This window comes from Chlorogloeopsis sp. ULAP02 (assembly GCF_038404745.2).
In the GTDB taxonomy this organism is placed as follows: Bacteria; Cyanobacteriota; Cyanobacteriia; order Cyanobacteriales; family Nostocaceae; genus Chlorogloeopsis.
This window is the reverse complement of sequence record NZ_JAYKTT020000041.1, coordinates 25,931-32,617: the sequence shown is the minus strand read 5'-3', so window position 1 is coordinate 32,617 and position 6,687 is coordinate 25,931. Positions and strand designations below refer to the sequence as shown.

Genomic DNA, 6,687 nt, shown 5'->3' with positions numbered 1-6,687 from the left:
AATAGACGTAATGATAAAAAATATCATTTCCTTAAACAATGCTATTAATACAACTAAATCATGCAAAAATTGCATAAAAGCATCAGAATCTAATTTTCAATAACTCCTTGAGGAGTATATTTTTATAGATGTTTTAAATCCTACTTAATTTGAGTAGTTCTGAATACAGAAAAAGGTATATAAAATCACTCAAATAAAGCTATATAGCTATATAAACAGATAAAGATGACGCAGAGGAATCAAAGGAAGTGTTGAAAAAAGTTGTGTTCATTGGGGCAGCTATTCTACTAATTCTGGGCGGACTTTTGAGAGGCGACGCCCTAGCTGCACCCGTTGATGTCAATGCAGCAATTTCTGATGCTCAAACTGCTGCAGATACGGCATTCATGTTGATTTCATCTGCTTTAGTATTGCTGATGACTCCCGCACTTGCCTTCTTTTATGGTGGATTTGTGCGTTCTCGTAACGTACTTAACACTTTAATGATGAGCTTTGTAGTCATGGCGATTGTGGGAGTGACGTGGATTTTGTGGGGTTATAGCCTTGCCTTTGCACCAGGAAACCCCTTTATTGGTGGATTACAGTGGCTTGGATTGAACGGTGTTGGCACAGAGGTAACAGATTATCTCAAAGGATCAAATCCTGTTGATGTCGTTTCCTATGCACCAACAATTCCACATCAGGCATTCATGATTTTTCAAGCCATGTTTGCCATTATCACCCCAGCTCTAATTTCTGGAGCGATCGCGGAACGGATCAGCTTTACTGCTTACACTTTATTTGTACTGCTTTGGTCTACATTTATTTACACTCCTCTTGCTCATATGGTGTGGGCAAAAGGTGGATTCTTGGGCTTATACGGTGGTATCGGCGCACTCGACTTTGCCGGTGGTACAGTAGTTCACATTAGTTCTGGAGTTTCTGCTTTAGTAGCAGCGATGATTTTAGGGCCTAGAAAAACCTATCCCGATCGCCTTAGTCCTCCTCACAATGTTCCCTTTATTTTATTAGGTGCTGGTTTGCTGTGGTTTGGCTGGTTTGGTTTTAACGCTGGTAGTGCTCTTGCTTCTGGTGGTTTAGCAACCATAGCTTTTGTAACTACAAACACTAGTGCAGCAGCAGCAGCATTAACCTGGTTAATTCTGGAAAAAGTCTTGCGTGGTAAGCCAACTGCTGTAGGTGCAGCCACAGGAGCAGTGGCTGGTTTAGTTGGTATTACTCCATCTGCCGGATTCGTCACGCCACTAGCAGCGATTTTAATTGGCAGCATGACTGCATTTATCTGTTTTTATGCAGTTAGCTTCAAGCACAAGATCCAAATTGATGATGCATTGGATACCTATCCCCTACACGGTGTTGGTGGTACAGTTGGTGCAATTTTGACAGCAATTTTTGCTAGCACCGCAGTCAACTCCGCAGGTAAAGATGGTTTACTAAAAGGTAATTGGCATGAATTGTTAGTAGAACTGGTGGCTATTGCTGTTGCGTATTTAGTTGCTGGTGTTGGCACCTTCATTATTCTTAAAATTATTGATGCCACAGTTGGTTTGCGTGTTAAAGAGCAAGCAGAAGTGCAAGGCATTGATATCAACGAACACGGAGAAGAAGGTTACAACGAAGAATTTGGCGATCGCATTAGTATTGGCAATAAATAGTGGGATTTTTCAGCATAGCGGTATAAAATTTTATACTAAAGTTTTGATGAATATCGCTACTCGTGTCCACTTCTGCAAAAACCCTTCCGATCTGGGCAATTTTATTGCTGGTAACTAATGGCATCCTCTTGCTAGCGCTCATCCTACTAATCTGGCGTCAGCAAGTAGTCACTGCTTTTTTTGAACCAATATCACCAAATCACCTACAGCCTGAAAATTTAGCACACCCAACATTACATTTAAGTCCTCGTCACAAACTTAATTATCAGCAGTGGGTAGACATTCTCAAGCAAGAAGCCCAAGTAGCTGCCCAAAAGTATCCTGAGCCTTTAACGATACTGACTGGAGATTCTTTAAGTCTATGGTTTCCACCTGAATTATTACCAGAAGACACAAATTGGTTAAATCAGGGAATTTCAGGAGAAACCAGTGCTGGGTTATTAAAAAGATTAGAGTTATTAGACCAGACGCGACCGAAAACTATTTTTGTGATGATTGGCATCAATGACTTGATTCGAGGCATCAGCGATGAAATAATTTTAGAGAATCAGCGGCAAATCGTGCGTTATTTACACAAGGTACATTCTAAAACGCACATTGTCATTCAGTCGATATTACCGCATGGAGCAGAGCAAGCTACCTGGGAAGGAAGAGAAAAACTACTCGCCATTCCCAATAGCCGTATTCAGGAGTTGAATCAGCAACTCCAGGGAATAGCTAAACAAGAAGGCGTCAAATATTTAGACTTATATTCCTTATTTGCTAATAAACAAGGTAACCTTCGGCTTGAACTCACCACCGACGGCTTGCACTTGAGTCCTCAAGGCTATCTAGTCTGGAGAACTGCCTTGCAGCTGTACAGCCAGATGAAACTGCAAGACTAGCGATCGCCAATTTAAAAATTTTTATTTTGCTTTATTTTGATTTTTTAATTTCTCCCGATGTTCCTATGCCTGTAATTATTACTGCGTGGGAAAGTTAGGTTATACTTATTCGTTTGTAGTAGAAATTTTTAATTCCCCATCTCCCCAACACAATTGCGTCATGGCGCGAGAAAATGAAATTGACGAAATTGTGACAAAAATCAATGGATACAAAAACCTTTAAACGTTCACTTCAGCATTCAGAACACTATCATCGTAAAGGGTTTGGTCACCAAGCAGAAGTCGCCACCCAATTACAATCCGAATATGAAAGCAAGTTAATTCAGCAGCTAAGAGAAAATAATTACACACTCACCCGTGGAAATATCACTATTTTGCTGGCGGAAGCATTTGGCTTTTGCTGGGGTGTGGAACGTGCCGTAGCAATGGCATATGAAACTCGCAAACATTTCCCTACAGAACGCATCTGGATTACTAACGAGATTATTCACAACCCCTCTGTTAATCAACGAATGCTGGAGATGGAAGTAGGGTTTATACCCGTTACAGCAGGTAAAAAAGACTTTTCTGTTGTTGAATCTGGCGATGTCGTAATCTTGCCTGCTTTTGGAGCTAGTGTTGAAGAAATGCAGATACTCCATGATAAAGGCTGCAAAATTGTTGATACGACATGTCCTTGGGTATCAAAAGTTTGGAATACCGTCGAAAAACACAAAAAGCATGAATACACTTCCATTATTCATGGTAAATACAAGCACGAAGAAACAATTGCCACAAGTTCCTTTGCTGGTAAATATTTAATTGTTTTAAACTTGCAGGAGGCAGAGTACGTTACTAATTACATTTTGAATGGAGGAAATCGAGAGGAATTTTTAGCTAAATTTAGTAAAGCTTGTTCACCAGGATTTGAACCTGAGCAGGACTTAGAAAGAGTTGGAATTGCTAATCAAACGACAATGCTTAAAAGTGAAACTGAGCAGATTGGTAAACTATTTGAGCGTACCATGATGCAAAAATATAGTCCAGCAAATTTAAATGAACATTTTCAAAGCTTCAATACCATCTGCGATGCCACACAAGAAAGACAAGATGCAATGTTAGAGTTAGTAGAAAAACAGTTAGATTTGATGATAGTAATTGGTGGTTTTAATTCCTCTAATACTACACAATTACAACAAATTGCTGTAGAGCGTAAAATTCCCTCTTATCACATTGATAGCGTAGCGAGAATTTTGTCTGAAAATCGGATCGAACACAGAGTATTAAACGGTAATTTAGAAATTACAGAAAACTGGTTGCCAGATGGAGAAATTGTCATCGGATTAACTTCTGGTGCTTCCACACCAGATAAGGTAGTAGAAGATGTGATTGAAAAGATTTTTGAGGTAAAAACAACTGCGGCAGTGGTTTAAAAACATCTCATCCCTAATTTTCTCTCATTACTATGCTCTGCATAGTCATGGAAACTGGGAGGCTCCGCCTCCAATTATGAGGCAGAGCTTCAATCAATGCTTTCCCAGACTCCAGCCTGGGAAAGAGAAAAAAATATACAAAAAGACTAAATAAACAAACTAGGCGATACCTTGAAATAATCCCCAAGCGCTTTCGCTTGTGCCTTGCTAATCGAACGCTTGCCATTCACAACTTCAGAGACTACGCCACTAGAACCGATAATACCTACTAAGTCTGCTTGACGGGTTCCACTAGCTTCCATGATATGTTGGAGAATTTCGTGAGTTGCAGATTGATCTATACGATAGTTCTGTGTTTCATAAGCTTCAATTAATATCACTAGTAACTTATGTAAAGCTTGCTCCTCAGTTGTACGATTTTTCTTAAAAGTTAACTGTTCTACCACTTTTAAGATACGGTCGTACTCTTCTTCTGTTTCTATTGCAGCAGGAATAACTTCAGCCAATAGACTGCGATAAATATTTTTGTCAAAAATAAGGGTCATTTTTTCATTTCTCTTTGTCGTATTCAGCGTATATTAGAAAATATTTGTAGCAAACTATTTGGTTCTCATAGTCAATACCGACAATCAAACGTTAGTCATTACCTTTAATATTAAAAATGGGAAAATCCCCAACCGCTTCAGCATCTCGATCAATTCTACAAACATCATCTAAGTTCTACCAATCGGCTTTCTTTACAGGTGCATACCATTCATCAATTTGCTTTTTAACATTAGAATATTGGGCAGCATCAACACGAAGATTGCAAATTGAAATTAGATGCATTTATTTCTATATTTTTCGTCATATTTTATTAATTAATAAAAATTAAACTATGTTTATACTCTCATTTTGAGAGTATAATGTCAAGATAATGATAATGTTTAAAGTTAAATACGCATTAAGATATTTGCACTTTCACTTTTTTTATACAAACTAGATGCAATACTTGCGCTACCATGTCTCCAATTGCCTTTGTGCAATCACGTGGGGAGTAGTGCAGAGCGAACATGAACACGACAGAACATCTCAAAACACAGGGTAAAGACAATCTTATTACTATTGCTGAACAGTTTACGCTTCAAGGTAAGGTTAGAAACGTTCAAGCTTTTGGAAGTGGCAATATAAATGACACCTTCTTAGTAACTCTGGATGCTTCCCAAGAAAAGCATTTTGTCCTGCAACGCATCAATACGCAGGTGTTTCGTCAGCCACAACTGATTATGCAGAATATGCGTTTCTACACTGAGCATGTTCATCAACGGCTACAACGCACCCCCCTCAGTCGTCGTTGGGAAGTACCGCGTGTACTATTAACCAAGGATGCTCAAGATCACTGGAAAGATACTGAAGGTTCTTTCTGGCGGGCAATCAGCTTTATTGAAGGCTCACAGTCTTTCGATCAAATGCGCGATCGCTCATATGCCAAAGAAATTGGCTATGCCTTAGGTATGTTCCACAATTTAATCAGCGACTTACCCCCAGAAAAACTCGCTGATACCCTCGAAGGTTTCCACATTACACCGCTTTACCTCCAGCATTACGAGGATGTTCTCGCGAAAACTAGTCCCAAGCAATCTCCGGAAGTAAATTATTGCTTGCAGTTTGTAAGCGATCGCAAAATTTGGGCGCATACCCTTGAAAATGCAAAAGCTCAAGGTAAACTGCCACTACGCCTGATGCATGGCGATCCAAAAATTAACAACGTCATGTTTGATACTGTTACTGGGCAAGCTGTTAGCGTTATAGATCTCGACACCGTTAAGCCAGGATTGGTACATTACGATATTGGCGACTGTTTGCGATCAGGCTGCAATCCAGCGGGAGAAGAAACTAAGCAATGGGAAAGCGTTTATTTTGATACAGAATTGTGTCAGGAAATTCTCCAAGGTTATCTCTCGGTAGCAAAGGCGTTTCTTACCGAGAATGACTATTTATATATGTACGATGCAATTCGTCTGATCGCCTTTGAATTAGGGCTAAGATTTTTTGCTGACTACTTAGCAGGAAATGTCTACTTTAAAGTCAAGCACCCAGAACACAACCTGGCGAGAGCACTTGTCCAATTTAAGCTGAGTGAGAGTATCGAATCTCAAGAAAAAGCGATTCGCAAAATTATCCAGGATATGAAATGAACGAACAGATATTTTCTCTGCAACCCTTTACCTCTAAAGAGTCGTTACTCAATTTAAAAATTGCAGGTAATGTTGCCCGAATTGCGAATCAACTCACTATTACCTACGCATTGCTTGGAAATGTAGAAGAAGTAAGAATAGCTCCACCATCAGACACACCAACACGAAAGCACGAACTGTGGGAAGACACATGTTTTGAGTTCTTCTTGGGTGTCAAAGATTCTAAAAAGTATTGGGAATTTAACCTCTCTCCCGCCGGACACTGGAATGTCTATCGCTTCGCTGGATACCGCGAAGGTATACAAGAGGAAACAGCTTTCACAACGCTTCCGTTTAGTATCCACAGTTACTCTGATGGTTTGGCGCTGGCACTAAATGTCGATTTAGATCAAATTGTCTCAGCAGAGCAAGCCCTTGATGTTGCAATTACTACTGTTATTAAACATAAAGACGGTGAGGTAAGTTATTGGGCATTGACTCATAAAGGTGCAAAAGCTGATTTTCATCTGCGCGACAGTTTCACAATTGAGTTATAAGCACAGTTTTTATATCTATCATG

Annotated in this window: 7 protein-coding genes; 5 read left to right on the top strand and 2 right to left on the bottom strand. The window is 39.6% G+C overall.

Going from position 1 to position 6,687, the window contains the following annotated elements; all coding sequences use genetic code 11:
- Nucleotides 1-248: 248 nt before the first annotated feature.
- The 3 genes from U2718_RS14700 (at nucleotide 249) to U2718_RS14690 (ending at nucleotide 3,951) form a co-directional block, all read left to right on the top strand.
- Nucleotides 249-1,655: an ammonium transporter gene (locus U2718_RS14700; RefSeq protein WP_342000556.1), complete on the top strand. Its 1,407-nt coding sequence runs from the start codon at nucleotides 249-251 to the stop codon at nucleotides 1,653-1,655.
- Nucleotides 1,656-1,717: 62 nt separating this feature from the next.
- Nucleotides 1,718-2,539, top strand: a complete 822-nt coding sequence (locus U2718_RS14695; protein WP_342000559.1) for an SGNH/GDSL hydrolase family protein — start codon at nucleotides 1,718-1,720, stop codon at nucleotides 2,537-2,539.
- Nucleotides 2,540-2,742: 203 nt separating this feature from the next.
- Nucleotides 2,743-3,951, top strand: coding sequence for a 4-hydroxy-3-methylbut-2-enyl diphosphate reductase (locus U2718_RS14690; protein ID WP_342000561.1), 1,209 nt, complete (start codon nucleotides 2,743-2,745; stop codon nucleotides 3,949-3,951).
- Between the two features lie 146 nt (nucleotides 3,952-4,097).
- Here U2718_RS14690 and U2718_RS14685 read toward each other — a convergent pair whose 3' ends face one another.
- The gene (locus U2718_RS14685; RefSeq protein WP_342000562.1) at nucleotides 4,098-4,496 is read right to left on the bottom strand and encodes a transcriptional regulator; all 399 of its coding nucleotides are present in this window, start codon (nucleotides 4,494-4,496) and stop codon (nucleotides 4,098-4,100) included.
- A gap of 4 nt (nucleotides 4,497-4,500) precedes the next feature.
- Complete coding sequence (locus U2718_RS14680) at nucleotides 4,501-4,584, bottom strand: hypothetical protein (RefSeq protein WP_342000601.1); 84 nt, start codon at nucleotides 4,582-4,584, stop codon at nucleotides 4,501-4,503.
- A gap of 419 nt (nucleotides 4,585-5,003) precedes the next feature.
- Here U2718_RS14680 and U2718_RS14675 point away from each other — a divergent pair, with 419 nt between their 5' ends.
- Together U2718_RS14675 and U2718_RS14670 are read left to right on the top strand one after the other, a co-directional pair.
- Nucleotides 5,004-6,128 (top strand): aminoglycoside phosphotransferase family protein, encoded by a 1,125-nt coding sequence (locus U2718_RS14675; protein WP_342000563.1) that lies wholly within the window; start codon nucleotides 5,004-5,006, stop codon nucleotides 6,126-6,128.
- The gene (locus U2718_RS14670) at nucleotides 6,125-6,664 is read left to right on the top strand and encodes a DOMON-like domain-containing protein (protein ID WP_342000564.1); all 540 of its coding nucleotides are present in this window, start codon (nucleotides 6,125-6,127) and stop codon (nucleotides 6,662-6,664) included. The genes U2718_RS14675 and U2718_RS14670 overlap by 4 nt, the downstream gene beginning before the upstream one ends.
- The last annotated feature ends 23 nt before the right edge of the window (nucleotides 6,665-6,687 follow it).